At 74.1% G+C, this 25,963-nt stretch carries 22 protein-coding genes; 15 read left to right on the top strand and 7 right to left on the bottom strand.

Going from position 1 to position 25,963, the window contains the following annotated elements; translation table 11 throughout:
- The first annotated feature begins 3 nt into the window (after positions 1-3).
- From pucL to OHA72_RS60675, 10 genes are all read left to right on the top strand, one after another.
- Positions 4-864 (top strand): factor-independent urate hydroxylase, encoded by an 861-nt coding sequence (pucL, locus tag OHA72_RS60720; protein WP_327005143.1) that lies wholly within the window; start codon positions 4-6, stop codon positions 862-864.
- A complete protein-coding gene (locus OHA72_RS60715; protein WP_327005142.1) occupies positions 852-1,703 on the top strand; it encodes an FAD binding domain-containing protein in 852 nt (283 codons plus the stop codon). Before pucL ends, OHA72_RS60715 begins: the two co-directional genes overlap by 13 nt.
- Complete coding sequence (locus OHA72_RS60710; RefSeq protein ID WP_327005141.1) at positions 1,694-2,152, top strand: (2Fe-2S)-binding protein; 459 nt, start codon at positions 1,694-1,696, stop codon at positions 2,150-2,152. Before OHA72_RS60715 ends, OHA72_RS60710 begins: the two co-directional genes overlap by 10 nt.
- On the top strand, positions 2,149-3,495 hold the full coding sequence (locus OHA72_RS60705; protein WP_327005140.1) for an 8-oxoguanine deaminase: 1,347 nt from the start codon (positions 2,149-2,151) through the stop codon (positions 3,493-3,495). The genes OHA72_RS60710 and OHA72_RS60705 overlap by 4 nt, the downstream gene beginning before the upstream one ends.
- Positions 3,492-5,744 carry a xanthine dehydrogenase subunit D gene (pucD, locus tag OHA72_RS60700; RefSeq protein ID WP_327005139.1) on the top strand — a complete coding sequence of 751 codons (2,253 nt, stop codon included), beginning with the start codon at positions 3,492-3,494 and terminating at the stop codon, positions 5,742-5,744. Before OHA72_RS60705 ends, pucD begins: the two co-directional genes overlap by 4 nt.
- A gap of 2 nt (positions 5,745-5,746) precedes the next feature.
- The gene (locus OHA72_RS60695) at positions 5,747-6,910 is read left to right on the top strand and encodes a DUF6986 family protein (protein ID WP_327005138.1); all 1,164 of its coding nucleotides are present in this window, start codon (positions 5,747-5,749) and stop codon (positions 6,908-6,910) included.
- Positions 6,907-8,205 carry an allantoinase AllB gene (gene allB / locus OHA72_RS60690; protein WP_327005137.1) on the top strand — a complete coding sequence of 433 codons (1,299 nt, stop codon included), beginning with the start codon at positions 6,907-6,909 and terminating at the stop codon, positions 8,203-8,205. The genes OHA72_RS60695 and allB overlap by 4 nt, the downstream gene beginning before the upstream one ends.
- A complete protein-coding gene (alc, locus tag OHA72_RS60685) occupies positions 8,202-9,149 on the top strand; it encodes an allantoicase (protein ID WP_327005136.1) in 948 nt (315 codons plus the stop codon). The genes allB and alc overlap by 4 nt, the downstream gene beginning before the upstream one ends.
- A gap of 72 nt (positions 9,150-9,221) precedes the next feature.
- Positions 9,222-9,725, top strand: a complete 504-nt coding sequence (locus tag OHA72_RS60680; RefSeq protein ID WP_327005135.1) for a flavin reductase family protein — start codon at positions 9,222-9,224, stop codon at positions 9,723-9,725.
- A 57-nt stretch (positions 9,726-9,782) separates the two neighbouring features.
- Positions 9,783-10,763: a hypothetical protein gene (locus tag OHA72_RS60675; protein ID WP_327005134.1), complete on the top strand. Its 981-nt coding sequence runs from the start codon at positions 9,783-9,785 to the stop codon at positions 10,761-10,763.
- Positions 10,764-10,809: 46 nt separating this feature from the next.
- Here the strand turns inward: OHA72_RS60675 and OHA72_RS60670 are convergent, their stop codons facing one another.
- Positions 10,810-12,342: an alkaline phosphatase D family protein gene (locus tag OHA72_RS60670; protein ID WP_327005133.1), complete on the bottom strand. Its 1,533-nt coding sequence runs from the start codon at positions 12,340-12,342 to the stop codon at positions 10,810-10,812.
- A gap of 96 nt (positions 12,343-12,438) precedes the next feature.
- Complete coding sequence (locus OHA72_RS60665) at positions 12,439-13,434, bottom strand: dipeptidase (RefSeq protein WP_327005132.1); 996 nt, start codon at positions 13,432-13,434, stop codon at positions 12,439-12,441.
- A gap of 60 nt (positions 13,435-13,494) precedes the next feature.
- Between OHA72_RS60665 and OHA72_RS60660 the strand changes: the two genes are divergently transcribed.
- A complete protein-coding gene (locus OHA72_RS60660) occupies positions 13,495-14,157 on the top strand; it encodes an SDR family NAD(P)-dependent oxidoreductase (RefSeq protein ID WP_327005131.1) in 663 nt (220 codons plus the stop codon).
- On the opposite strand, the gene OHA72_RS60655 is transcribed toward OHA72_RS60660, so the two are convergent.
- Together OHA72_RS60655 and OHA72_RS60650 are read right to left on the bottom strand one after the other, a co-directional pair.
- Positions 14,147-15,175 carry a hypothetical protein gene (locus OHA72_RS60655; RefSeq protein ID WP_327005130.1) on the bottom strand — a complete coding sequence of 343 codons (1,029 nt, stop codon included), beginning with the start codon at positions 15,173-15,175 and terminating at the stop codon, positions 14,147-14,149. The two genes, OHA72_RS60660 and OHA72_RS60655, sit on opposite strands and share 11 nt — an antisense overlap.
- A 133-nt stretch (positions 15,176-15,308) precedes the next feature.
- Positions 15,309-15,836: a type 1 glutamine amidotransferase domain-containing protein gene (locus tag OHA72_RS60650; protein ID WP_327005129.1), complete on the bottom strand. Its 528-nt coding sequence runs from the start codon at positions 15,834-15,836 to the stop codon at positions 15,309-15,311.
- A gap of 128 nt (positions 15,837-15,964) precedes the next feature.
- On the opposite strand from OHA72_RS60650, the gene OHA72_RS60645 reads away from it, so the two are divergent.
- The 3 genes from OHA72_RS60645 to OHA72_RS60635 are packed head-to-tail and all read left to right on the top strand — an operon-like array spanning position 15,965 to position 19,354.
- Entirely contained in the window at positions 15,965-17,869 is a 1,905-nt protein-coding gene (locus tag OHA72_RS60645; RefSeq protein WP_327005128.1) for an ABC transporter ATP-binding protein, read from the top strand.
- 12 nt (positions 17,870-17,881) lie between these two features.
- The gene (locus OHA72_RS60640) at positions 17,882-18,409 is read left to right on the top strand and encodes a GNAT family N-acetyltransferase (RefSeq protein WP_327005127.1); all 528 of its coding nucleotides are present in this window, start codon (positions 17,882-17,884) and stop codon (positions 18,407-18,409) included.
- 36 nt (positions 18,410-18,445) lie between these two features.
- Positions 18,446-19,354, top strand: coding sequence for an EAL and HDOD domain-containing protein (locus OHA72_RS60635; RefSeq protein ID WP_327005126.1), 909 nt, complete (start codon positions 18,446-18,448; stop codon positions 19,352-19,354).
- 388 nt (positions 19,355-19,742) lie between these two features.
- On the opposite strand, the gene OHA72_RS60630 is transcribed toward OHA72_RS60635, so the two are convergent.
- The 3 genes from OHA72_RS60630 to OHA72_RS60620 form a co-directional block, all read right to left on the bottom strand.
- Positions 19,743-20,261: an FMN-binding protein gene (locus OHA72_RS60630; RefSeq protein ID WP_327005125.1), complete on the bottom strand. Its 519-nt coding sequence runs from the start codon at positions 20,259-20,261 to the stop codon at positions 19,743-19,745.
- Positions 20,261-21,658 carry a ferredoxin reductase family protein gene (locus OHA72_RS60625; RefSeq protein ID WP_327005124.1) on the bottom strand — a complete coding sequence of 466 codons (1,398 nt, stop codon included), beginning with the start codon at positions 21,656-21,658 and terminating at the stop codon, positions 20,261-20,263. The genes OHA72_RS60630 and OHA72_RS60625 overlap by 1 nt, the downstream gene beginning before the upstream one ends.
- 91 nt (positions 21,659-21,749) lie before the next feature.
- Positions 21,750-22,811, bottom strand: a complete 1,062-nt coding sequence (locus tag OHA72_RS60620; protein ID WP_327005123.1) for a methyltransferase domain-containing protein — start codon at positions 22,809-22,811, stop codon at positions 21,750-21,752.
- A 78-nt stretch (positions 22,812-22,889) separates the two neighbouring features.
- Between OHA72_RS60620 and OHA72_RS60615 the strand changes: the two genes are divergently transcribed.
- A complete protein-coding gene (locus OHA72_RS60615; protein ID WP_327005122.1) occupies positions 22,890-25,904 on the top strand; it encodes an AfsR/SARP family transcriptional regulator in 3,015 nt (1,004 codons plus the stop codon).
- Positions 25,905-25,963: the final 59 nt, after the last annotated feature.

Genomic DNA, 25,963 nt, shown 5'->3' with positions numbered 1-25,963 from the left:
GACGTGCCGACCTTCGCGCTCGGGCCCAACCAGTACGGCAAGGCCGAGACCCGCATCGTGCGCGTGACCCGGGGCCCCGGCGGCGACGAGCTGACCGACCTCAACGTCAGCGTCTCGCTGCGCGGCGACCTGGCCGCCAGCCACCTCACCGGCGACAACGCCGCGGTCCTGCCGACGGACACCCAGAAGAACACGGTCTACGCGTTCGCGCGCGAGCACGGCATCGACGGCATCGAGGCGTTCGCGACCCGCCTGGCCCGGCACTTCGTCGACTCGCAGCCCAGCATCCACGGCGCGCGGGTCATCGTCGAGCAGTACCCGTGGCAGCCGGTCGACGGCAGGCACACCTTCCGCCGCGACGGCGGCGAGGTCCGCACCGCCACCGTCCACCACGACGCCGACGGCACCCAGGTCGTCTCCGGCGTCAGCGGACTGGTGCTGCTCAAGACGACCGACTCGGAGTTCCACGGCTTCGTCCGGGACGCCTGGACGACCCTGCCGGAGACCCGCGACCGGATCCTCGCCACCAGCGTCAACGCCACCTGGCGGCACGCCGGGCCGCAACCCGGGGACGCCTACGACACCGCCCGCGCCGCGCTGGTGGCGGCGTTCGCGGACACGCACAGCCTGGCGCTGCAGCAGACCCTGTACGCCATGGGCGAGCGGGTGCTGTCCGCCTGCCCGGGCGTGGTGGAGGTCAGGCTGTCGCTGCCCAACCGGCACCACTTCCTCGTGGACCTGACGCCGTTCGGGCTCGACAATCCCAACGAGGTGTATTACGCCGCCGACCGGCCCTACGGGCTGATCGAAGGCTCCGTCCGGCGCGACGACGATGTCGCCGAGGAGGTCGCGTGGAGTTTCTGAGACCGTCCACCTGGGACGAGGCCCTCGCCGCGAAGGCCGAGCATCCCGATGCCGTGCCGATCGCCGGTGGCACCGACATCATGGTCGAGCTCAACTTCGACCGCCGCCGCCCGCCCGCGCTGCTGGACCTGACCCGCGTCGCGCCGCTGGCCGACTGGGCCACCGACGGCGACCGGCTGCGGGTCGGCGCCGGCGTCACGTACCGGCGGATCATCGACGAGCTCGGCGGTCGCCTGCCCGGCCTGGCGATGGCCGCCAGGACCGTCGGCTCGCCGCAGATCCGCAACCGCGGCACCGTCGGCGGCAACCTCGGCTCTGCCTCACCCGCCGGCGACGCGCACCCGCCGCTGCTCGCCACCGCCGCCGAGGTCGAGGTCGCCTCCGTCCGCGGCGCCCGCACCGTCGCCGTCGCCGACTTCTTCCAGGGACCCAAGCGCAGCGTCCTGGCACCCGACGAGCTCATCGCCGCGTTCCTCGTGCCCGCCGCAGCCGGCCCGCAGCAGTTCGCGAAGGTCGGCACCCGCAACGCGATGGTCATCGCGGTCTGCTCGTTCGCCCTGGCGCTGGACCCGGCCCGGCGCAGCGTCGGTACCGGCATCGGCTCGGCCGGGCCGACCCCGTTGCATGCCACCGATGCGGAGGCCCTGGCCGCCGAACTGCCGTGGGACGACCGCGCGCCGCTGCCGGACCCGCTGGTGCGGCGGTTCGGCGAGCTCGTCGGCGCCGCCGCCCGCCCGATCGACGACGTGCGCGGCAGCGCCGCGTACCGCCGGCACGCCTTGGCCGTCCTCGGCGGCCGCACCCTGCGCTGGGCCTGGGAGGAGCACCGATGCGCGTGAACCTGACCGTCAACGGGGAGGCCCGGCAGGCCGACGACGTCTGGCCGGGGGAGAGCCTGCTGTACGTCCTGCGGGAACGCCTCGGCCTGCCCGGCGCGAAGAACGCCTGCGAACAGGGCGAGTGCGGCTCCTGCACCGTCTACCTCGACGGGACCCCGGTCTGTGCCTGCCTCGTCGCCGCCGGTCAGGCCGAGCACCGCGACGTGCGGACCGTCGAGGGCCTGCCGGGCGCCGACGGGCTCGACCCGGTGCAGCAGGCGTTCCTGAGCGCCGGCGCCGTCCAATGTGGATTCTGCACGCCCGGCCTCGTCGTCGCCGTCCACGACCTCCTCGCGCGCAACCCGAGCCCGAGCGATCCCGACATCCGCGAGGCCCTTGCCGGCAACCTGTGCCGCTGCACCGGCTACGAGAACATCGTCGCAGCCGTGAAGCTGGCGGCCGGCGCATGATCGTCATCGAGCACTGCGCGGTGTCCACGGTGGACGGCGCCGGCACCGAGTACACCGACGGGCACATCGTCGTGGACGGCAACAGGATCGTCGCGGTCGGGCCCGGCGCGTACGACGGCCCGCCGGGCGCCACCCGGGTCGACGGCACCGGCTGCCTCGCCACCCCCGGCCTCGTCAACACCCACCACCACCTGTACCAGTCCGCCACCCGCGGCTACGCCCAGCAGGAGATCCTGTTCGGCTGGCTCACCGAGCTGTACCCGGTCTGGGCCCGCATCGACGCCGGGATCGTGCACGCCGCCGCGACCGCCGGCCTTGCCCAGCTCGCGCTGTCCGGCTGCACGACCAGCACCGACCACCAGTACGTGTTCCCACGCGACGGCGGCGACATCCTCGCCGCGGAGATCGACGCGGCCGCGTCGGTCGGCCTGCGCTTCCACCCGTGCCGCGGGTCGATGGACCTGTCCGAAAAGGACGGTGGCCTGCCGCCGGACAGCGTCGTCGAGGACACCGACGCGGCCCTCGCCGCGACGAAGGACGCGATCGACCGCTTCCACGACCCGTCGCCGGACGCGATGGTGCGCATCGCGGTCGCGCCGTGCAGCCCGTTCTCCGTCACCCCGCGGCTCATGCGCGAGGCCGCCGACCTGGCCCGCGCCGAGGGCGTGCGCATGCACACCCACCTTGCCGAGACGATCGAGGAGGAGGAGTACTGCCGGGAGGTCCACAACTGCACGCCGGTCGAGTACGCCGAATCGCTCGGCTGGCTCGGCGACGACGTGTGGCTCGCCCACGCCGTGCACCTGGACCCCGACGCGATCGCGAGGCTCGGCGCGACCGGCACCGGCGTCGCGCACTGCCCCAGCTCCAACGGCCGGCTCGGGGCCGGCATCGCACCCGTCCGCGACCTGCTCGACGCCCGCGTCCCCGTCGGCCTCGGCGTCGACGGCGCCGCGTCGCAGGAGGCCGGGCACCTCGGCGCCGAACTGCGCCAGGCGCTGTACCTGGCCCGGCTGCGCGGCGGGCCGGCCGCGCTCACCGCCCGGGAGTCCCTGGCCCTGGGCACCATCGGCGGCGCCCGCTGCCTCGGCCGCGACGACGAACTTGGCTCCCTGGAGCCCGGCAAGCTCGCCGACATCGCGCTGTGGCGCCTCGACGGCCTCGGCCACGCCGGCATCGAGGACCCGGTCGCGGCGCTGGTCTTCGGCCCTCCCGCCCCGCTGCGGCTGCTGCTGGTCGGCGGCCGCGCCGTGGTACAGGACGGCGCACTGTCCACGTTGGACGAACAGGCGGTGGCGGCATCTCTCACGCGGGCCGCCCGCACGCTCAGGGAGGCCCGATGACCACTGCGGTCGGTATCAGCGCCGGGGTCGGCACGTCGCCGCTGCGGCCCGACGGGACGTTGAAGGTCACCGGCGAGTTCGCGTTCTCCTCCGACCTGTGGGCCGACCGGATGCTGTGGGGCGCCACGCTGCGCAGCCCGCACCCTCGCGCCCGGATCGTCCGCATCGACCTCACCGGCGCCGTCGCCACCACCGGCGTGCACGCCGTGCTCACCGCCGAGGACGTCCCCGGCAAGAAGCTGTACGGCCTCGAACACGCCGACCAGCCGGTCCTCGCCATGGGCCAGGTCCGTTACTCGGGCGAGCCGGTCGCGATCGTCGCCGCCGACCACCCTGAGACCGCCCGCCGGGCCGCCGCCGCGATCGTCGTGGAGTACGAGGTGCTCCCGCCGGTCGTGGACAGCGTCCTTGCGATGCAGGACTCGTCGGAGCGGGTCCACGACCGGGGCAACCTGCTGCGGCACGTGCCGATCCGCAAAGGGGATCCGGCCGTGGCCGCGGCGGTCGTCGTCACCGGCGAGTACGAGGTCGGCATGCAGGACCAGGCGTTCCTCGGCCCCGAGTCAGGCCTCGCGATCCCCGCCGAGGACGGCGGCGTTGACCTGTTCATCGCCACCCAGTGGCTGCACGGCGACCTCGGTCAGGTCGCCGACTGCCTGGGGCTGCCACCGTCGAAGGTCCGGCTGAGCCTCGCCGGGGTCGGCGGCGCGTTCGGCGGCCGCGAGGACGTCAGCATGCAGGTCCACGCGTGCATGCTGGCGCTGCACACCGGCCGTCCCGTGAAGATGGTCTACTCCCGCGAGGAGTCGTTCCACGGCCACGTCCACCGGCATCCGGCGCGGATGTGGTACGAGCACGGCGCCGACGCCGACGGCCGGCTGGTGTACGTGAAGGCCCGCATCGTGCTGGACGGCGGCGCGTACGCGTCCACGTCGATGGCCGTCGTGGCGAACGCGACCACGCTCGGCATCGGGCCCTACAAGGTGCCCAACGTCGTCATGGACGGTTACGCCGTCTACACCAACAACCCGCCGTGCGGCGCGATGCGCGGCTTCGGCGCGGTCCAGGCGTGCTTCGCCTACGAGTCCCAGATGGACAAGCTCGCCGCGGCGCTCGGCCTCGACCCCGTCGACGTCAGGGTCCGCAACGCCCTCGAACCGGGCGACACCCTGCCGACCGGCCAGGTCGTGCGCGGCCCCGCACCCGTCGCGGACCTGCTCGACCGGGTCCGCGCCGCCGCACCGCCACCGCAGCGCGGCGACGACCTGCGGCAGCTGCCCGGCGGCGTCGCCAACACCACGCACGGCGAAGGGGTCCGCCGCGGCGTCGGGTACGGCATCGGCATCAAGAACGTCGGCTTCTCCGAAGGCTTCGACGACTACTCCACCGCCCGCGTCCGCCTGGAGGTCGTCGGCGGTGAGGCGGCCGCGGTCGTGCACACCGCCGCCGCCGAGGTCGGGCAGGGGCTCGTCACGATCCAGGCCCAGATCGCGCGCACCGAGCTCGGCGTCGAGCAGGTCACGGTCGCCACCGCCGACACCACCGTCGGCAGCGCCGGATCCAGCTCCGCGTCGCGGCAGACGTACGTCACCGGCGGCGCCGTCAAGGCGGCCTGCGAGGCGGTCCGGGCGGCCGTCCTGCGACGCGCCGGCCGCGACGACGTCACGCTGCGCGGCGGGCGGCTCGTCACCGCCGGCGGGGAGGTCGTCGCGGACCTCGTCGACGTGCTCGGCGACGAGCCGGTCGAGGAGACCGTGGAGTGGCGGCACAAGCCGACCCATCCGCTCGACCCGCGCACCGGGCAGGGCGACGCGCACGTGCAGTACGCGTTCGCCGCGCACCGCGCCACTGTGGACGTCGACGTCGAGCTCGGCCTGGTGCGGGTCGTGGAGATCGCCACCGCTCAGGACGTCGGCCGGGCGCTGCACCCGCAGTCGGTCCGCGGCCAGATCGCCGGCGGCACCGCGCAGGGGCTCGGACTCGCGGTCATGGAGGAGATCCAGGTCGTCGACGGGCTCATCCGCAACCCGTCGTTCACCGACTACCTCATCCCGACCATCCTCGACGTACCGCCGATGCAGATCGACGTGCTCGAGCTCGGCGACCCCGACGCGCCCTACGGCCTGCGCGGGGTCGGCGAGCCACCGACGATCTCCTCCACGCCGGCGATCGTCGCCGCGATCCGCGCCGCGACCGGCCTCGCGCTCAACCGGGTCCCGGTGCGACCGGAACACCTGACGGGGACCTGACGATGGGACTCACCGACCTCGACCTCGAAGAGCTCCTGGCCAGCGCCGAGCACCTCGACAGGATCGCGCTGCCCGGCCAGGTCGACGACGCCGTGTCGCGCCGGCCGGTGCACACCTGTTACGTGCCCGCCGACCGGTTCGGGCCGGCCACGGTCACCGACTGGGGGTCGCAGGCCCTGCAGGCCATGGACGCGCACGGCCTGCCGGACTTCGACGGGTCCACAGTGGACATGGTACGGGCGAAGCTCGCCGCCGAACCCGTCGAGGACCTGCGGGTCGACTTCGAGGACGGCTACGGCCTGCGCCCCGACGACGTCGAGGACGCACACGCCCTGGCCGCCGGAGAGGCGCTGCGCGCATCCCCGACGCCCTTCAGCGGGCTGCGGATCAAGAGCCTCGAACCCGCGACGGTGCTGCGCGGCGCACGCACCCTCGACCTGGTCCTGTCGGCGCTCGGCCCGCCGCCGCCCGGTTTCGTCGTCACCATCCCGAAGCCGACCTCGGTCGCGCACGTCGACACCGCGGTCCTGCTGTGCCGGCAGCTCGAGCACGCGCACGGCCTGGAGGAGGGGCGGCTACGCTTCGAACTGCAGGTCGAGACCCCGCAGGCGGTCCTGGGCGCCGACGGCCGGTCGCCGCTGCCGCAGATGATCCTCGCCGCGCACGGCCGGCTCAGCGGCCTGCACTACGGCACGTACGACTACAGCACCGCGCTCGGCATCGCCCCCGCACACCAGGCCCTCGACCACCCGGTCGCCGACCACGCCAAGTCGGTCATGCAGGTCGCGACCGCCGGGACCGGCGTCCACGTCTCCGACGGATCCACCAACATCCTGCCCGTCGGCGGCACCGCCGCCGTCCACGCCGCCTGGCGGCTGCACGCCCGCCTCGTGCGCCGCGGTCTGGAACGCGGCATCTACCAGGGCTGGGACCTGCACCCCGCGCAGCTGCCGACCCGGTACGCGGCGACGTTCTCGTTCTACCTCGACGGGCTGCCCGAGGCCCGCCGGCGCCTGGACAACTACCTGGCCCGCCGGGACGGCGGCATCCTCGACGAGCCCGCCACCGCCCGCGCCATCGCCCGCTTCCTGCTCCGTGGTGTCCACTGTGGAGCGCTGTCGGCCTCGTCCGCGGGGCGGCCCATCGAGGAGCTGGAGGCTTTGTGACGTTCACGCTGCGCTCGCGGCAGGTGTACCTCCCGGACGGTCCACGCCCGGCGACCGTCACCGTCCACGCCGGACGCATCGTCGCCGTCGGCGACGTCACCGCGCCGTGCGATCAGGACCTCGGCGACCTGGTGCTGCTGCCGGGTCTCGTGGACACGCACGTGCACGTCAACGAGCCCGGCCGTACCGAATGGGAAGGCTTCGCCACGGCCACCCGTGCCGCGGCGGCCGGCGGCGTCACCACCATCGTCGACATGCCGCTCAACTCGCTGCCGCCGACGACGACCGTCGCCGCCCTGCGGGAGAAGCAGGCGGCCGCGACCGGCCAGTGTTTCATCGACGTCGGCTTCTGGGGTGGCGCGATCCCCGGCAACGCCGCCGACCTGCCCGCACTGCACGACGCCGGGGTCTTCGGCTTCAAGAGCTTCCTCGTCGACTCCGGCGTCCCGGAGTTCCCCCCACTGGACCGCGACGGCCTCGCGACCGCCTTCGCCAGCGTCGACGCGCTGTTCATCGTGCACGCCGAGGACCCCGGTCAGCTGCGGGACTCCGTCGCGTCCCGCGCCTACGCCGACTTCCTCGCGTCCCGCCCACCGGCGGCCGAGGTGACCGCGATCGGCACCGCCCTCGCCGTCGCCGCGGCCGCGAACGCCCGGGTCCACATCCTGCACCTGTCGGCCGCCGACGCCCTGCCGCTGCTGCGCCGGGCCGCCGCGGACGGGGTGCGGGTCACCGCCGAGACCTGCCCGCACTACCTGACCCTCGACGGTCTCGCCGTCCCCGACGGCGCCACCGAGTTCAAGTGCTGCCCGCCGATCCGCGACGCCGTCAACCAGGACGGGCTGTGGGCCGGCCTCGCCGACGGCACGATCTGCGTCGTCGTGTCCGACCACTCGCCCAGCACGCCGGACCTGAAACGGCGCGACAGCGGCGACTTCGCCGCCGCGTGGGGCGGGATCGCCTCCCTGCAACTCGGGCTCAGCGCCGTGTGGACCGAGGCGCAGGAGCGCGGCTTCACCCTCGCCGATGTGGTGCGGTGGATGGCGCAGGGCCCCGCCGACCTCGTCGGGCTGCGCCGCAAGGGGCGCATCGCGCCGGGCGCCGATGCCGACCTCGTCGCGTTCGCCCCCGACGAGCCCTTCGTCGTCGACGCGACGGCACTGCACCACCGGCACCCGGTGACGCCCTACGCCGGCACCACGCTGCGCGGCGTGGTGCACACCACCTGGCTGCGAGGGGTGCCGGTCGGGGACACTCCACACGGGACGTTCCTGCGGCGGGAGGATGACCGATGACATTCACGGAGCTGCCGGACCTGGCCTCCAGGGTCCTCGGCGGCGGCGTCGTCGACGCCAACGACGAGTTCTTCGCCGCCCGCGACAACCTGGTCAACCCGGAGCCGTCCACGTTCGAGACGTGGACGTTCGGGCCCAAAGGCAAGGTCTACGACGGCTGGGAGACCCGACGGCGCCGCACCCCCGGCCACGACTGGGCCGTCGTGCGGCTCGGCGCCCCTGGCGCGGTGCACGGCGTCGTGGTCGACACCGCCCACTTCACCGGCAACTACCCGCCGCACGTCTCGGTCGAGGGCTGTGACGTCGCGGGTCACCCCGCGCCGTCGGCGCTGACCGGCTGGTTCCCGCTCGTGGAGAAGTCCGCCGTGAAGGGCGACACCCGCAACCTCTTCGAGGTGACCGACCACCGGCGGGTCACCCACGTGCGGCTCAACATCTTCCCCGACGGCGGCGTCGCCCGCCTGCGTGTCCACGGCGTCGTCGAGCCCGACCCCGCGCTGCTGCACGGCATGACCGTCGACCTCGCCGCGCTCGAGCTCGGCGGCCTCGTCGTCGACTGCAGCAACCGCTTCTACGGCTCCGCCAACAACCTCATCCTGCCTGGCCAGGCCCGCGTCATGGGCGAGGGCTGGGAGACCGCCCGCCGCCGTGACGACGGCAACGACTGGGTCCTCGTCCGCCTCGCCGCGACCGGCACGATCCGCCTCGCCGAGCTCGACACCACCCATTTCAAGGGCAACGCTCCGGGCGCGGCCAGGCTCCGCGGTACCGTCGACCCGTCCTCGGAATCGGCCTGGTTCGATCTGCTGCCCCGCGTCGACCTGCAGCCCGACACCCGCCACCGCTTCCGCCTCGACAGCACCACCCCCGCCACCCATGTCCGCCTGGACGTCTATCCCGACGGCGGCATGGCCCGCCTCCGCCTGTTCGGCGAGACCGTCTGACGCCGGTGGTTGCATCCCGTACCCGCGGGTAAGGTTCTCCTAACCAGGCACCAGCCGGGACGGGAGGACGGGGTGACGGCTACCGCGATCGACTCCGGGCTGTTCCGGCGCGTTCTGCGACGTCACGCCGCCGCCGTGGTCGTCGTCACCGCACCGGGTGATCCGCCGACAGGGTTCACCGCCACATCCTTCACATCCGTCTCGCTGGACCCGCCGCTGGTCTCCTTCTGCGTCGCCAAGTCCGCCTCGGTGTGGCCGACGGTCCGCGGCGCCGGCCTGGTCGCCGTGCACGTTCTCACCGCAGGCCAGGAGCCGGTCGCCCGCACCTTCGCCGCCCGGAGCGCCGACCGGTTCGCCGCGCACGCGGCCGTCGGCGGCACCTGGACCCCCGGCCCCGGCGGCGTGCCCATCCTCGACGACGTCCTCGCGGTGCTCATCTGCGAGGTCGTCAACCACGTGGAAGCCGGCGACCACGTCATCGTCGTCGCCTCGCCGGTGCACGCCGCCCACCACGCCGACAGCACGGCGACGCCGCTGGTGTACCACGACGGCACGTACACCGCCCTGGGCCGCTGAAACGCCCAGGTACGCTGCAGCTTCTCCGACCGAGCCGCTGTATGGGATCCCCGTCTGATGCTGTCACTGCTCTTCTCCGGCCGCCCGGCGGTCTCCCTCGACCATGCCCTCGACGACCTGCCGTTGTCCGCGGCGCGGGACGCGGCGTTGCGCGGCGACTGGGAGCCCGCCCGCACGGTGCTGAGCGAGGCGGCGGGGGACTGGGAGCGGCGGGCACACCGCTGCGAGGTGCTCGGCACCGTCGGCGCGGATCACCCGCAATGGCTGGCGGCGTGGGCGGCGGCGGAGCCGGAGAGCCCGGACGCCGCGGTCGTGCTGGCGCGGGCGGGCGTGGCAACGGCCTGGAACGCGCGGGGTTCGGGCTGGGCGCGCAACACCTCCGCCGCCGCGTTCGACCGGTTCCACCGCATCCTCGCCGACGCGGAGTCCGCGGTCGTTCGGGCCACGACGCTCGCCGCCGACGATCCCTCACCCTGGATCTGGTACCTGTGGCTGACCATCGGCCGCGGTGACGGCCGCCCGGTCTTCGAGCGGCGCTGGAAGGAACTCCTCACCCGCGACCCGCACAACTATCTCGGCCATGAGGCGCGGTTCCAGTTCAGCTGCCGGAAGTGGTCCGGCGACCACGAGCGGATGTACGACTTCTGCCGCACGGCGGCCGCGTCCGCCCCGCCCGGGTCACCCCTGGCGCTGCTGCCTCTGCAAGCACATTTCGAGTTCGAGCTCATCGAGGCCGACCGGGGCGGCGAGCAGGGCGCGGCCCGCGTCGCCGCGCTGTGGGACAGCGCGGAGGTCCGGGCCGACATCGACACCGCGAAGCAGCGATGGCTCGGCGCCGGGCCGCCGGAGCACGCCCTGGCCATGAAGTCACGATCGGTGCTTGCCAGGGCGTTGACCAGGGCCGGCCGGTTCGCCGAGGCCGCCGAACAGTTCGCCGCGATCGGCCCGTACGTCAGCGAGTACCCGTGGTACTACGACAACGGCGGGCCCAGGCACGCCTTCCTCGCGGCGCGGCGAAAGGCCCGGCGCGGCCGCTGACACCGCCCGGCCGGGCCTCCCGTGGCGGCCCGGCCGGGCACTCGGGTCAGTGGCGGCCGGCGTCCAGGGTCGTGGTCCACAGGACCCCGCCGTCCAGGTCGCGCAGCCGGACGGTGAGGTCGCGGCTCCACGGATCGATCTCGACCTCGCCGAAGTGCTGGAAGCCACCCATCGGCGACGTGTTGGCGACCGGCGGCGCGTGCACGAACACCGCCTGCGGGCCGAAGGTCCCGTCCAGGGCGTTCGGGCCGAACGCACCCGCGTTCGCGGGCCCGGAGACGAACTCCCAGAACGGTGTGAAGTCCTGCACCGCGGCGCGCGCCGGGTCGTAGTGGTGCGCGGCGGTGTAGTGGACGTCGGCGGTGAGGAACACGATGCCCCGCACGCCTGCCCGGTGCGCTGCCCGCAGTACCTCGGCGAACTCCAGCTCACGGCCGAGCGGGGCACCCCCGTCGCCCTGCGCGACGCCCTCCTGCGCGGCCGGCCCGTCCGGCACGACCAGGCCGAGCGGCAGGTCCGCCGCGATGACCTTCCAGGTCGCGTTCGACGCGCGCAGCGACCGGATCAGCCAGGCGCGCTGCTCGGCGCCGAGCAGGCCGCGGCGGGGGTCGGCGTAGGTGTTGGCGTCGTTGGGATCCTTGTACGTGCGCATGTCGAGCTTGAACACGTCGAGCAGCGGGCCGTAGGAATACCTGCGGTACACCGGGCCGGGGGCGAGCGGCGCCCACTCGAAGAACGCCTGCTTGGCACGGGCGGCGAGCACGTCGACGCGGCGCTCGGTGTAGCGCGCGTCGTCCAGGACCTCGCCCGGGTACCAGTTGTTGACGACCTCGTGGTCGTCCCACTGGTTGAGCTGCGGCACCTCGGCGAGGAACGCCTTGTAGTTCGTGTCGAGCAGGTTGTACGCGAACTGCCCCCGGTACTCCTCGAGCGTCTCCGCGACCTTGGACTTGGCCGGCGTGACCACGTTGCGCCAGATCCGCCCGTCGGGCAGGTTGACGGTCTCGGCGAGCGGGCCGTCGGAGTAGACGGTGTCGCCGCTGCACAGGTAGAAGTCCGGCCTGACGGCGCGCATCGCCCGGAAGATCCGCATCCCGCCGAAGTCCGGGTTGATCCCCCAGCCCTGCCCGTTGATGTCGCCCGTCCAGACGAACCGGATCCGGCGGTGGCACTCCGGGAAGCCGAACGATCCGGTGAGCGGTTCGCCGGCGTGCTCGGCGTCGACCCGCACCCGGTAGTAGGTGCGCCCGCCGTTGCGGGGGCCGGGCACCTTGAGCTTGCCGGTGAAGTCGCCGGAGGCGTCGAGGACCGGGCCGCGCAGGGTCCGCGCGTGCTTGAAGTCGGGGCGGTCGCTGAGCTCGACGACCATGCGGCCGGCCCGGTCGGCGCGGGTCCACACGTAGGCCGAGTCGCCGGTGGCCTCGCCGCTCTGCACGCCGTGGGTGAGCACCGGGCGGCCGGACGGGATGAAGGCCGCAGCGGGCCCCGCGGTCAGGATGGTGGGGGTCGCGACGCCGGCGGCGGCCGCGGCGGTCGCGCCGAGGACGAGGCGCCGGCTTACGGACGGGGAGTTCGTCATGTACCGAGATCTATCGAACCGAGTCGACGCGCAGGTGAACGCGTCCGTGCCTGCTGAGGAAACCGGTGGTGTGCGTCGGACCCCGCGGCGTGCCGGTCAGGCGGTGGGGGCGGTGGGGTGGGGCGGCGGTGCCGGACCCCAGACCGCCGCGGCGACGCGGCGGAAGTTGCCGCCCAGGATCGCGGTGACGGCGTCGGGCGGGTAGCCCCTGGCTTCCAGGGCCGCCTCGACCCGCAGCAGGCCTTCCGGCGGCATGAACTCGATCGGACCCCAACGGGTGTAGCTCTGCGGGAACAGCCCCGGGTTGCTCGTCAGCTCCAGGTTGAAGTCCTCGTGATCGAACGGGAAGTCGCTTGCGACCCCGACGTGCGCGGGTCCTACCAGGTCGACCGCGTAGTCGATGTGCCGGACCAGTGCGTCGACGGAGGCGTCGTTCGGCCCGAGGAAGATCCCGACCCCCGTGACGCCGACGACCCCGCCGGTCGCGGCGCACGTCCTGGCCTGGTCGTCGGTCACGTTGCGGGGGTGGTCCCACAGGCCGCGCATCGAGGAGTGGCTGTAGACCATCGGCCGCTGCGTCGCCTCCGCCAGGTCGAGGCCCGTCCGGACGCTGCAGTGCGAACCGTCCACGACCATGCCGACGGCGTTCATCTCCCGCACCAGGGCCCTGCCGTACGCGGTCAGCCCCTCGTCGACCTGGTCGAGGCAGCCCGACCCCGCGGCGTTGCGCAGGTTGTAGGTCGGCAGCATCGTGCGCACGCCCAGGTCGAAGAACTCCCGGACGCGGGCCAGGTCCCCTTCCAGCGGCCCGGAGTCCTCCAGGTCGAACGCGACCGCGACCCCGCCGTCGCGGTGCACCCCGTCGACGGCGGCGAGCGTGTCGCCGAGCACCAGGTCCTCCTCGAGTGCCACCCCGGCGCGGAACGCTGCGAGTAGCTTGCGGACGTCGTCGGCGCTGTGCGGCGCGTACCCGACGTTGACGGACGCGAACGTGCCGCCCGGCCGCCGGTAGCGGCGCAGCTCACCGAGCCGGGCCTGCGCCGACAGCGGCAGGCAGGTGTGCTGCTCCCACAACAACCGGTGATCCGTCACGCCCCGAACCGTACCGTTGCGGCGTCGCCCGCGCCGCGGACCCGCGGCTACGCTCGTCCGGTGAAGCGTGCTCTGGTGGTCGGCAACAGTGACGGCATCGGCCTGGCCCTCACCCACCGGCTTGTCGCCGAGGGGTGGAGCGTCGTGGGCGTGTCGCGCAGCCCCCGGGAGGACCTCGTCCAGCACGTCGTGGACGTCACCGCCGAGGAGTTCCCCGGGGTCCTCGCACAGGTCGGACCGGTCGACCTGTGCGTCTACGCGGCCGGCGTCGGCGAGCTGTTCGACCCGGCCGACCTCGCTGCGCAGACCAGGGCCATCGAGGTGAACCTGATCGGCGCGGCCCGGACCGTCGAGGCCGTCGTGCCCGGCATGCTCGCGGCCGGCGGCGGGCACTTCATCGGCCTGTCCAGCCTCGCCGACGTGCTCATCTCCGCCGACGCGCCCGGGTACGCCGCCTCGAAGGCGGGGCTGACCTCGTACCTGCTCGGGCTGTCCGCCGCGCTGCGCCCGCGGGGTGTCGCGGTCACCGCGGTCCGGTTCGGCTTCGTCGACACGAAGATGGCCAAGGGCTCGGCAAAGCCCATGCTGGTCGGCGTCGACCGAGCGGTGGACGTGCTCATGCACGCGGTTCGCAGCCGTCGGCCGGTCGTGTCCTACCCGAGGAGGATGTCGGTCGCGGCGCGCCTGCTGCGGCTGGTGACCAGGAGCACGCTCAAGCGGTGAGCTCCGCCTCGTGTCTGACGGCGTCGTCGAGGCGGCGGCGCAGGTCGTGGACACGGCGCAGGACGACACTGATGGGCAGGCCCGGCTCGACCTCGGTGTGGCCGCCGTCGCGGGCGTTGCGGACGAGCCGCTCGGCGACCTCGTCAAGCGCGGCGTCACCCTCGAACAGCAGGCGGTAGGCGCGTTCCTTCGTCTCCGGCGGCGGCGCGGCGGCACGCAGCCCGGTCCACTGGTCGTCCAGCCAGCAGTCCAGGACGCCGGTCAGCACGAGCACCGCGTTGGTCCGGTCGTGCGGGTCGGTCGCGGCGGCGACGTGGGCGTCGAACCGCCCGCGCAGGCCGGTGACGCTCTGCCCGGCGACCAGGGCGCCGCGCAGCGCCCAGCGGACCGTCCCGGTCGAGCCCGACCACGTCTCCCACGCAGGGCTCCACAGCGCCAGGTCGAACGCCTCCCGGCCGGCGTCGCCGAGCAGGGCCAGGCCGAGCAGCAGGCCGCCGTTGCAGTCCGTCGACGCCTGGGTCGTGCCCCAGTGCAGGAGCCGCTCCGCCCAGGTCGGGTCGCCGGTCTTCACCGCGAGGGCGGGGAGCAGCTCGGGGAACAGCCCGTGGCCCTCGTGCCGGCGCAGCTCCGCCCCGACGTCGATGCCGTCGCACCTGAGGTGGACGAGGCCGAGCACCGCGGCGCACTGCGCGTCCCAGTCGCCGTGGACCGCCTGGTCCCAGAGGATGAGCGCCGCGTCCTCGTGCCCGAGGTAGCCGACGGCGTGCAGCACCTCTGGGTTGCGCTCGCGCACGCCGAGCAGCGCCGCAGCGGTGGACAGGTCGCCGTGGCAGGCCAGCACCGGCAGCAGGGCGTCGCCTGCGGCCGGATCGCGGAGGAACACGGGCAGCAACGCGGCGGCGTCATCGGCGTTGCCGTTGCGCCGGATCGCCCGGGTCGCGGCGCGGACCCAGACGTCATACCCGCCGCCCGCCCCGCGGGCGTGACGGCCGATCAGCTCACGGGTGATCTCCAGCATCGCCCGCCGACTCTAGCGGCCACCGTGCGTGGTTGCGGAACCTCGCCGTGCGTGGTCGCGGAATCCGGCCGTGCGGGATCGCGGAACCTCGCCGGGCGCGGGGCCCCGCGGAGGTTCCGCGATCACGCGCAGGTCAGCCGGCGTCCGCCAGGGTCTCGACCAGCTCCTTGCAGAACGCCGCCAGGTCGTCCGGCTTGCGGCTGCTGATCAGCGGGCCGTCCACGACCAGTTCCTCGTTGACCCAGGTGGCGCCGGCATTGCGGAAGTCGGTCTGCATCGACGGCCACGACGTGATGCGGCGCCCGGTGACGCCGCCGGCCTCGATGAGCACCCAGCCGCCGTGACAGATGACCGCGATCGGCTTGCCGGACGCGACGAAGTCGCGCACCAGGTCCACCGCCGGCCGCTGCCACCGCAACAGGTCACCGTTGGCCACGCCGCCGGGTAGGACGAGGGCGGCGTAGTCGCCCGCCCTGGCGTCGGACACGGTCACGTCGACGTCGAACGCGTCGGCCTTGTCCAGGTGGTGATACGCCTGGACCCGGCCGGGTTCGGGTGAGATCAGCCGGGGCGTGTGACCGGCGTGCTCGACGGCCTTCCACGGCTCGGTGAGCTCGACCTGCTCAATGCCTTCCTTCGCAACCAGAAACGCGACATTCATCGCTGATGTCCTCCTTCCGTGTCACTTCCAGGTGTTGCGTACCCGCTGCGGCGCCACCCAAGCGTGTGACGGCTCACCCGCGCCGCCGGCACGCGGTTATCCTCGAAGCGGGACGTCGAGGAGGATCAATGGCCAAGGCGACTGCCGCCGCACTGTCACACCCTTCCGGCAGCTCCCAGCTGCCGGAGCTCAAAGCCTCATGGTGGGAGTCGCACAGCGTGGCGCTGGCCAACGTGCGGTTCGGCGCGATGGCGAAGCGCCTGCCCGCCGTCCTGCGGCAGGCGATCGCGATCGCGTGGCAGGCCAGCCGCCGCGACACGCTCGCCGCGCTGCTGTTCAACCTGCTGGCTGGGGTGGCGACGGCGTTCGGGCTGCTCGCGACGCGTGGCGTGCTGCAGGCGCTCTTCGCCTCCGGCGCCACCCTGGACCGGGTCAGGGCGGCGGTGCCGTCGCTGATCGTGGTGGCCGTCGCAACCGCCGTGCGCAGCGGGCTTTCGATCATCGCCGGCTGGGCGCAGGCACGCCTCGAACCGCAGGTGCTCACGACCGCGGAGCGGCGGCTGTTCGAGCTGACGACGCAGGTGAAGCTGGCCGCGTTCGACGACGCCGGGTTCTCCGACGAGATGGAACGCGCCCGCAACCGCGGTGCACTCGCCGTGCAGTTCCTGACCCGGGGCGCGATCGACCTCACCGCGGGGCTCGCCGGGCTCGCCGCGACCGCGGTCACCCTCGCGCTGCTGCACCCGGTGCTGCTGGGCGCGCTGCTGCTGGCCAGCGTCCCCGCCGCGTGGGCGGCGGTGCGGGCGGCGCGCCTGGCGTACCTGAGCAACCACGCCCGCACCAGCCGGCGCCGGCGGCTGTGGATGCTGTCGGACCTGATGGCGAACCGGGCCACCGCGGCGGAACTGCGGGCGTTCACGATGCGGCCGTTCCTGCTGCGCGAGTACGACATCATGGCCGGCGCGGAGACGGGCACCGAGCTGGAGGTCGTGCGGCGCCAGACGCTGACCCGGCTCATCGGCGGCGTGTTCTCCGGTCTTGCGACGTTCGGGGTGTACGTCGCGCTCGGCGTGCTGCTGGTCGACCACCGGCTGCCGCTGGCGGCGGCCGGCACCGCGGTCCTCGCGCTGCAGGCGGCAAGGACCGCGCTCGCCCTCGCGGTCACCAACGTCAACCGGGTCTACGAGGAAGGGCTGTACTTCAACGACTACACCGACTTCCTGGCCCGCGCCGGCGAGCGCATGCCGCCCGTGACGAAGGAGGCGACGGTGCGGCCGCCGACGACCATCACCGTGCGGGACGCCACGCTGCACTACGCCGAGACGGACTCGCCGGCGGTCCTCGACGCCAGCCTGACCGTCCACCGTGGAGAGACGATCGCGCTCGTCGGCGAGAACGGGTCGGGCAAGACCAGCCTCGCCAGGCTCATCGCCGGCCTGTACCACCCCGACAGCGGTTCCGTGTCCTGGGACGGCACCCCGCTGTCCACGGTGGACCCCGAGGACGCGTGGCGGCACGTGGCGATGGTCAGCCAGGAGTACTGGCACTGGCCGTTCACCGCGGAACGCAACATCCTGCTCGGCACGCACGACGAGGCGCGCGACGGGCTGATCGAGGTCGCCGCGCGCAAGGCCGGCGCCCACGACATGATCGCCGACCTGCCGGCGGGCTACGGCACGCTGCTGTCACGCAACTTCGCCGGTGGGCAGGACCTCTCCGGCGGCCAGTGGCAGCGCCTCGCGGCCGCCCGGGCGTTCTACCGCGACGCCCCGGTGCTCATCTGCGACGAGCCGTCCGCGGCCCTGGACGCGCGGGCGGAGCACGCGCTGTTCGCGGCGCTGCGGGCCGGCGCACCCGACCGGATCACGGTGCTCATCACGCACCGCCTCGCCAACGTCCGCCACGCCGACCACATCTACGTCCTGCACGAAGGCCGGATTGTCGAGCACGGCGGCCACCTCGACCTGCTCGCCGCCGGCGGCACCTACGCCGAGCTGTTCGAATTGCAGGCGACGGGGTACACGGCCGCTTGATACGTTCCCGTCGTGATCGAGGTGCAGGCCCGCAGAGCCACCGCGTCCGACGCCGAGGAACTGATCCGGCTACGGATCGTGATGTTCGCGTCGATGGACGGCGTCGCACCCGAGCCGGGGGAGTGGTCGCGGGAGGCCGTGCGGTCGCTGCGGGAGCGGCTGCCGGTGCCGGACGCGCGCACGGCGGCGTTCGTCGTGGACCGGCCCGGCGAGCCGGGGCGGCTGGCGGCGTGCGCGGTCGGCGGCATCGACGTGCGGCTCGGTTCGCCGGCGAACCCGACCGGGTTGAACGGATACGTCTACAACGTGGCCACCGACGACGGCTACCGGCGCCGCGGCTTCTCGCAGGCGTGCATGACCGGGCTGCTCGGATGGTTCCTGCACAGCGGCGTCACCCGGGTGCAGCTGCACGCCTCGGACGAGGGCTACGAGCTCTACCGGCGGCTCGGGTTCAGCGACGTGCAGAGCCCGTCGATGCGGATCGCCCTGGACAGCGAGGCCGCTGCAACCGCCTTGCACCGAGGTCACTCCCCGGGATGACACAGCCGGTGCCGGTCTGCGCCGATACGGTCCTGCGTGACGAACCTTGACGGAACACAGCAGGTGCACGTCGGCCGCCAGGCCATCTACGACGCCGCCGGTGACGTCCTGGCCTACGAACTGCTGTTCCGGGACCGCGCCGACGCCGACACCGCGACGACCCGCGGCAGCTACGCCACCGCGCGGGTGCTCACCGCGGCGTGGAGCGGCTTCGGCCTCAACGCCCTCGTCGGCAACCGGGCCGTGTTCGTCAACCTGACCCGCGAGTTCATCACCGGCGACCTGCCACTGCCGGTCTCGCCCGCCCAGGTCGGCGTCGAGATCCCGCACGACGTCGAGGTCGACCGGGACCTCGTCGCAGGCGTCGCGTCGCTCGCGGAGCGCGGCTTCACCGTCGTGCTCGACAACTTCAGCCCCGGCACCGGCCGCGTCCGGCTGCTGCCGTACGTCACCTACGTCAAGGTCGACCACCTGCACGCCGACCCGCGGACCGTCGAACTGGCCCTGGACGAGGTGGGCAACACCCCGCACGTGCAACTGATCGCCTACCGCCTCGAGGACCCGGCCGCGGTCAGCGGCGCCATGGCGCGCGGCTTCCAGCTGTTCCAGGGCAACGCGCTCGGTCATCCGCACGTCATGACCACCGGAAACGTCGTGCAGGACCCAGCGGCGGTCGGCGCGGTCATCGCCGAGCTCGACACCGGCTCACCGGACCCGGCGCGGGTCGGCGAGCTGATCGACCGCAGCGCCGGCCTCGCCGCCGGCGTCCGCCGCATCCTGGGCCTACCGGCCGGGCCGGCGCTCGCCCTCACGCACGCCGACGTGGCCGAGTTCCGCGAATGGACCCGCCTGCTGCGCTTCATGGCGACCGTCGAACCCGCCGACGTCCCGCAGCAGCACCGGCTCCGCGACCTCGTGACCAGCGCCGCCCCCACCGGCGGCTGACCCCCGCCCGGCGGACCCGTCCGCCGGGCGTCAGACCCGGGCTGCGCGTCGATCCGCACGACGGGCGCCCGACCCGGCCGCGCGTCCGACCCGCGCGATCGTGCGGCCCGTCTGCGACCGCGCGACCGTCCGACCTCCGCGGCCTGCGGCCGTCCGCGACCGTCCGACCCGCGCGACAGCGCGGCCCGTCCGCGACCGTCCGACCCGCGCGACAGTGCGACCCGTCTGCGACCGCGCGGCCTGCGCGGCCGTGTGGCCCGTCTGCGACCGCGTGACCGTCCGACCTGCGCGGCCATGCGGCCGTCCGAGACAGTGCGGCCCGTCCGCGACCGCGGTCCACCCACGGCACGACCACCGGCGGCGATCGGCGCAACTCGATTGCAGCAGGTCACGTGCCGGGCCGGCCGGTCCGTGCCGCGTCCAGCGCCGACTGCAGCGACCGCCGGTAGCCGTCGCTGGTGTACGTCGCACCCGACACCGTGTCGAGGTCGGCGCTCTGCCGCTCCAGGGCCTGCTCCCGCAGCACGGGAGCGGCCCGCATGCCGATCTCGATGCCGCGCGCCGCGGCCGTCGGCAGTCGCACCGCGACCACGTCGACCAGCCGCCCGCCGCGCACGTCGGCGCGGACCTGGACGGGACCGTACGGGTTGGTGACGACCGCGCCGAGGTACGAGCCGTCCATCATCCGGTGCGGGTCCACGACGCCGACGCCCGGCGCCGACCGCGACGCCGACGACGGTGCCGGCGCGCGGGCCGTGGACAGGCCGCCCGGCCTGCCGGCCACCGCCGCGGCGGTCACGGAGGAGGACGGGCCGGGCACGGCGGCGGGCGGCAGTTGCGACTTCACCGCGACCAGGATTGCGGTGACCACGCCCGTGCCGAGGACGGCGAACCCGATGCGGCGCATCAGAACTCGAACGGGTCGAGGTGGATCTGCCGCGGCGGCACCCCGGCACGGCGCAGCGCCACCACCGACGCGTCGACGAGCCCGGCGGACCCGCACAGGTACACGTCCCGCCGGGTCAGGTCCGGCACCAGCTCCACGAGCCCACGGGGGCTGAACGCCCGCCGCGGGCCCGGGTCGTCGCGGCCGCCGGTGACGTACCAGACCTGCGCGTCACGGGCCTCGGCGAGCAGCTCCAGCTCCGAACGGAACACCAGCTCGGCAGCGTTGCGCGCCCGGTACAGCACGACGGTGCGCGGCGGCAGCTCCTCCAGCAGCGCCCGGATCGGGCCGATGCCGCTGCCGCCCGCGATCAGCAGCGCCCTTGCCTGCCGGCGGCGGTCCGCGGTGAAGTCGCCGCTGGGGCCCTCCACGAAGACCCGCGTGCCCGGGCGCAGCCGGCGCAGACCCGCGGTGTGGTCACCGACGACCTTCACGGTCAGCCGCAGCCAGTCGTCGTTCGGGGCGGCCGACATCGAGAACGGGTGTGCCTGCCACCAGTTGCGCTGGTCCAGGAACCGCCAGCGGAAGAACTGCCCGGCCCGCACCCGCAGCTCCGGCAGCCGCTCGCCGCCGATGTAGATGGAGACCATGCCGGGGCCCTCCGCGACGACGGACCGCACCCGGAAGCGGTGCCGCAGGTTCATCCGCAGCGGCGCGACGATGCGCCCCCAGCCGATCGCGGCGACGACCGCGCACCACAGCAGCAGCGAGAAGGAGCGCGAGAACCCGGGCAGCGACATCTCCTGCCCGACCGCGAACTGGTGCCCCACCGACAGCATCAGCACCAGGTAGGACGTCAGGTGCAGCAGGTGCCAGACCTCGTAGGACATCCGGCGGCGCAGCAGCGGCAGCGCCAGCAGGGCGAGCGCCACGAGGATCCCGGTGGCCACGAACGCGCCGAGCATCCCGGTGTACTTGTCGATCGTGAGCAGCCTGACGATCTCGTGCGCGGGGCCGACGCGTTCGAGTTTCGCGTATCCCAGGACGATGAACACGGCGTGCGCGAGGACGGTGGCGACGACGAGACCGCCGAGGTCCCGGTGCCAGTGCAGCAGGTCCCGGGCACCCAGCCAGCGGTCCAGCCAGGCGACCCGGGACATCAGCAGCACCTGCACCAGCAGGACGTAGCCCGCGACGAGACCGGTGATCCGCCCGACGGCGATCAGCGACGTGGCCGGGTCACGCAGGAACCCGGCGGGCGTGTTCCACCACCACGGCAGCAGGGTCGCCACCAGCCCCAGCCAGAACGCGGCGATGGTCAACGCCCGCCACGCGTCGACGGAGCGCCGGCGCCGGTACGGCCGGCGAAACTCACGCGGGATGCGAGCGACCTCTGAGACTGCCCCTTGAATGTCCACCGGGGACGGTCATACCAACCGGGCGCGCTCACATACGAAGACTTTAGGTGCTTTTCAAGCAACCCTAATCCAACGGCCGTCCACACTGGACTCAGTCCAGAACGGACAGCCGGTAGAAGCGCCAGAAGTCGTGCTCGATCGGCAGCACCGTGCTGGCGAACCCGGCCTGCGCCGCCCACCGTGCGACCGTCGGCGCCCGCAGCGCGGTCCCCGCCGCCTCCACCGGATCCTCCGCCATCGTCGCCGGCAGGCAGTGCAGGACGCTGAAGGCGTACTGCAGGCGCTCGATCTCACCTGCCGGTGCGGTGAACTCGTCGGCGACCTTCTCGTCCGCGACGAGCAGCGTGCCACCGGGCGCCAGCAGCCCCCGGACGGTCCGCAGCACCCCGACCGGGTCACCCATGTCGTGCAGCGCCTCGAAGATGGTCACCAGGGCGTAGTCGCCGTCCGCGGCCGCCGCGTCCTGCCGCAGGAACGTCACCCGGTCCGCGAGCCCCGACTCCGCCGCGGCCCGCCGCGCGCCGGCGATCGAAGACTCGTCCAGGTCGATGCCGGTGACCGCGGCCCGCGGGAACGCCCCGGCGAGCGCCAGCGTCGACGCGCCAACCCCGCACCCCAGGTCCAGCACCCGCGCGGGCGCCTTCGTGAGCCGCTCCACCACGTCCGGCAGGGCAGGCAGCCACTCCTGGGCGAGCGCGTGCCGGAAGCCCGGCAGGTTCATCGCCGCGATGCCGTCCCTGGTGTACGACCCGAACGCGGCATACGGCACGCCGCCACCCGTCCGGTACGCCTCGGCGAGCGCCGGCACTGCCTGCGCCACCCCGGCGAACACGGTGACGAGACCCACCCCGGACGCCGGGTGCGCCGGGTCGAGCAGCACGTCGGCGGCGCCGTCGGGCAGCCGGAACGTCCGCTGCGCAATCGACGTGCACTCCACGTACCCGGCCGCGGCCTGCTGCTCCAGCCACTCACGGGCGTACCGCTCGGCGATCCCGGCCTCCTTGGCGAGGACCGCGTCCGTGGCGCCGGGATGCTCGTGCAGCACCTTGTACAACCCGAGTTGGATGCCCAGGTGCACGCTGAACAGCTCGGTGCCGGCCAGCAGCTGGCCCAGGAGGCGCTCGGTCAGGTTCATGCTCTCGGTGTCGGTCATGCCTGCAAGCCTGACCCAGTCCGCTGTCGAACCGGGTACAACCGGAGTACGTGCACTGTAGGCGGAGGGTGATTGCATGTGGCGGAAACCGCGGCCGTGAACCTGAGCATCGGGGTCCTCGGGCCTCTGGAGGTCATCGTCGACGGCCACCCGCTGGACATCGCGGGCGGCCGGCAGCGTGCCGTGCTCGCCGCGCTGGTGCTGAGCCGCCCGGGCGTCCTCGGCGTCGACCGGCTCGCCGCGCTCGTCGTGCCCGGCCCCGGCGGCCCCGACGCCCGCAACGCCGTCCAGACCTACGTCGCCCGGCTGCGCCGCTCGCTCGGCCCGGCGGCAGGGTGCCTGCGGACCAGCCCGCCCGGCTACGTCCTGGACGTCCCGGCCGGCGCCGTCGACGCGGACCGGTTCGCCGCGCTCGCCGGGCCCCGCCCCGGCGAGGCGCCGCTCGACGCGCTGCTGCGGCTCGACACGGCGCTGCGCCTGTGGCGGGGCCCGGCATACGCGGAGTTCCCCGACCTCGCCCGCGCCGAGGCCGCCCGCCTCGCCGAACTGCGCCGGGACGCCGAGGAGACGCGCGTGGAGATCCTCGCCGAGCTGGGACGGACCGCCGAGGCGGTGGCCGCAGCGTCGGCCCTCGTCGCCGCCGACCCCGGCCGGGACCGGGCGGTGCGGGCCCTCGTGTCGGCTCTCGCCGCCGCCGGCCGCACCGCCGACGCCCTCGCCGCCGTCCGCGCCCACCGCGTCTGGCTGCGCGACGAGGCCGGCCTCGACCCGTCGCCGGCGCTGCTCACCCTGCAGGTGGACCTCCTGCGCGCCCCGGCCGCCGCGCCCCGCCCCCGCCACCCGTCCCAGGCCGCGCCGGCGACCCACCCGTCGGCCGGGCGCACCGTGGCCCGGGCGTCGGCGGGCAGGACGCCGGAGCTGATCGGGCGGGACCATGAGCTCGCCGAGGTCGCGGCGCTGCTGGTACCGGGGTGCGTCGTCACGTTGATCGGCCCGGGAGGCGTGGGCAAGACCAGCCTCGCCCTGGCGTGCGCGCGGCAGGCCGGCGGGCCGGAGACGTGGTGGGTGGACCTGGCCGCCCTCGGCGACCCGCCGGCCGTGGCGCCGGCGTTCGCCGCTGCCACCGGCCTCGTGGTCGAGGGGCGGCTCGCCGACTCGCTCGCGGCGTGGGCCCGCGGCGCCGAAGGGCTCCTCGTCGTCGACAACTGCGAGCATCTCCTCGACGCCGTCCACGAGATCCTGGGTGGACTGTCCATCGAGGACTGCCCGGGCCTGCGGGTCCTGGCGACCAGCCGGGAACGCATCGGGCTGCCGGGCGAGCGCGGCTACGTCCTCGACCCGCTGTCCGCCCGCGACGCCGTGCACCTGTTCACCCTGCGCGCGTCCGCCGCCGACCCCGCGTTCGCCGCGCTGTCCGCGCAGGCCGCCGCCGACCCCGCGTTCGCCGCACCGTCCGCGCAGCCGGCGCTCGCCGCACCGCCCATGCAAGCCGCCGCCGTGCTGGATACGCGGGCCGCTGCGGGCGACCGGCCCGCTCCCGGCGTACACCGGCCGCCGGAGGCCGGACTGGCAGCGCGGGTCGGTGCGGTGTGTGACGCGCTCGATCGTCTGCCGCTCGCCATCGAACTGGCCGCGGCCAGGGTCGGCACGCTCACCGTCGACGACCTCGCGAGGCGGCTCGACGCGCGGCTCGTCCTGCTGGATGCCGGTCCCCGCGGCCGCCCGGCCCGGCACCAGACGCTGCGGGCCGTGGTGGACTGGTCGTGGCGGCTGCTGGGGGAGCAGGAGCGGGTCGCGTTCGCCAGGTTGCACGTGTTCGCGGCCGGGATCGACCTCTCCGCCGCCGAGGCCGTCATCGGCTACGGCGGGCTGTCGGCCGCGTCGGTCGCGCACGTCGTCGCGCTGCTCGCCGAGCGGTCGCTGCTGACCAGGCCGGGGACCGTCGGCGTCGGCCGGTACCGGATGCTGGTCAGCCTGCGGGTGTACGCCGCCGAGCTCCTCGACGAGGCCGGCGACCGGGAGCTGCGGCTGCGGCACGCCACGTACTTCGCCGGGGTCCTGGAGGAGGCCGCGGCGGGTCTTTCGGGGCCGGACGAGGCCGCGTGGGTGCCGGTGGTGCAGGGCGCCCTGGACGACGCTCGGCAGGCGTGGCAGTGGTCCAGGGTGCATGCGCCACGGGTCGCGGTGCGTCTCGCCGGTGCGGTCGCCTGGTTCGGGCTCTGGCACCTGCGCGCCGACCTGCTCACCTGGTCGACCCTGACGCTGCGGGACGACCCCCGCGGGGCGACCCCTGAGGTGATGGTCGGCGCGGCGTACGGTGCCTGGCTGGACAGCGACTTCGACACCGCCGCCCGGATCGCCCGGCAGGCCGTCGACGCGGGCCACACCGGCGCCGCGGACCTGCTCGGTGACATCGCCCTCATCCAGGGCGACGTCGACGCGGCCGAAGCGCAGTACCGGCGGGCGATCGCGGTGCTCCCGGCCGGCGGCGCGGCCCGGGCGATCGCGATGGCCAACCTCGCCCTGCCCCTGGCGTACCGGCAGGACCCCGCCGCCCTGCCCGCCGCCGAGGCGGGCTGGCCGAGGCACGCGCCACCGGCAACCCGTCGGCGGTGGCCTTCGCCCTGTTCGCCCTCGCGGAGGCCCACGGCGACGGCAACCCCACGGCCGCGATCGCCGCCCTCGACGAGGCGCTGCGGGTCGCGGGCGCGGTCGGCAACCGGTTCGTCGCCGGGGTCACCAGGACCGCCATGGTCGCCCTGCGCGGCAGGCACGGCCCGCCCGAGCCGGCCCTGGCCCTGTTCGCCGACGCGATCCGGCACTGGCGGACCACCGGCGGCCGGCCGCTGCTCATCATCGCGCTGCGGAACCTGGTGGTGCTGTTCGCGCGGACCGGCCGCGACACCGCCGCGATCGAGCTCGCCGCCGCCCTGGACGCGCCCGCGGGTGTCTACGGTGCCGAGGCCGAGCGGCTCGCCGTCGCGCTCGCCGCCGTCCGGGTCCGCCTGCCCGCCGCGGACGCCGGCGAGGCGTGGCGCCGGGGGAGCACCCGCACCGCCGACGAGGCCGCCGCGCAGGCCCTGTACCACCTGACCGCGCGGGGCGCCTGACGTTGCGGGGGTGTGCGTCGTCGTACCGCTGAGACGTACCCC

The organism is Dactylosporangium sp. NBC_01737, from assembly GCF_035963215.1.
Taxonomy (GTDB): Bacteria; Actinomycetota; Actinomycetes; order Mycobacteriales; family Micromonosporaceae; genus Dactylosporangium.
The sequence above is the reverse complement of the archived record's forward strand: the minus strand, read 5'-3'. Positions and strand labels throughout refer to the sequence as shown.

What these genes read in the sequence shown, in the direction of transcription:
- OHA72_RS60695 (WP_327005138.1), top strand. Translation starts at nt 5,747, where the DNA reads ATGGGACTCACCGACCTCGACCTCGAAGAGCTCCTGGCCAGCGCCGAG.
- OHA72_RS60655 (WP_327005130.1), bottom strand. Translation starts at nt 15,175, where the DNA reads ATGCTGGAGATCACCCGTGAGCTGATCGGCCGTCACGCCCGCGGGGCG.
- OHA72_RS60620 (WP_327005123.1), bottom strand. Translation starts at nt 22,811, where the DNA reads ATGACCGACACCGAGAGCATGAACCTGACCGAGCGCCTCCTGGGCCAG.
- OHA72_RS60645 (WP_327005128.1), top strand. Translation starts at nt 15,965, where the DNA reads ATGGCCAAGGCGACTGCCGCCGCACTGTCACACCCTTCCGGCAGCTCC.
- OHA72_RS60675 (WP_327005134.1), top strand. Translation starts at nt 9,783, where the DNA reads ATGCTGTCACTGCTCTTCTCCGGCCGCCCGGCGGTCTCCCTCGACCAT.
- alc (WP_327005136.1), top strand. Translation starts at nt 8,202, where the DNA reads ATGACATTCACGGAGCTGCCGGACCTGGCCTCCAGGGTCCTCGGCGGC.
- pucD (WP_327005139.1), top strand. Translation starts at nt 3,492, where the DNA reads ATGACCACTGCGGTCGGTATCAGCGCCGGGGTCGGCACGTCGCCGCTG.
- OHA72_RS60650 (WP_327005129.1), bottom strand. Translation starts at nt 15,836, where the DNA reads ATGAATGTCGCGTTTCTGGTTGCGAAGGAAGGCATTGAGCAGGTCGAG.
- OHA72_RS60705 (WP_327005140.1), top strand. Translation starts at nt 2,149, where the DNA reads ATGATCGTCATCGAGCACTGCGCGGTGTCCACGGTGGACGGCGCCGGC.
- OHA72_RS60630 (WP_327005125.1), bottom strand. Translation starts at nt 20,261, where the DNA reads ATGCGCCGCATCGGGTTCGCCGTCCTCGGCACGGGCGTGGTCACCGCA.
- OHA72_RS60710 (WP_327005141.1), top strand. Translation starts at nt 1,694, where the DNA reads ATGCGCGTGAACCTGACCGTCAACGGGGAGGCCCGGCAGGCCGACGAC.
- OHA72_RS60670 (WP_327005133.1), bottom strand. Translation starts at nt 12,342, where the DNA reads ATGACGAACTCCCCGTCCGTAAGCCGGCGCCTCGTCCTCGGCGCGACC.